At 63.8% G+C, this 282-nt stretch carries 1 protein-coding gene; it reads right to left on the bottom strand.

Features of this window, described 5'->3' with window-relative positions; genetic code table 11:
• Positions 1–281 (bottom strand): aminotransferase class III-fold pyridoxal phosphate-dependent enzyme (locus tag EN852_RS40245; RefSeq protein WP_246694612.1); only part of this gene is annotated, 281 nt, incomplete at its 3' end.
• Between the last annotated feature and the right edge of the window lies 1 nt (position 282).

Below are 282 nucleotides of genomic sequence, written 5' to 3'. Positions count from 1 at the left end.
GCCATCTTCAGCGCCGTCTCGACCGATTCCGAACCGGAATTGGTGAAGAAGACATGGTCCATGCCCTTCGGCGCGATATCGACCAGGCGGTTCGCCAGCTCGAACACGATGGGATGGCCCATCTGGAAAGCCGGCGCGTAATCCAGCTCGGCGGCCTGGTTCTGGATCGCTTCGGTGATCTTCGGCCGGCAGTGGCCGGCGTTGACGCACCAGAGGCCAGCCGTGCCGTCGAGCACCTTGCGGCCGTCGCTGGTGGTGTAATGCATGTCCTTGGCGGACACG

It is taken from the genome of Mesorhizobium sp. M2E.F.Ca.ET.209.01.1.1, assembly GCF_004010375.2.
GTDB lineage: Bacteria > Pseudomonadota > Alphaproteobacteria > Rhizobiales > Rhizobiaceae > Mesorhizobium.
This window is presented reverse-complemented; position numbering and strand designations above follow the sequence as displayed.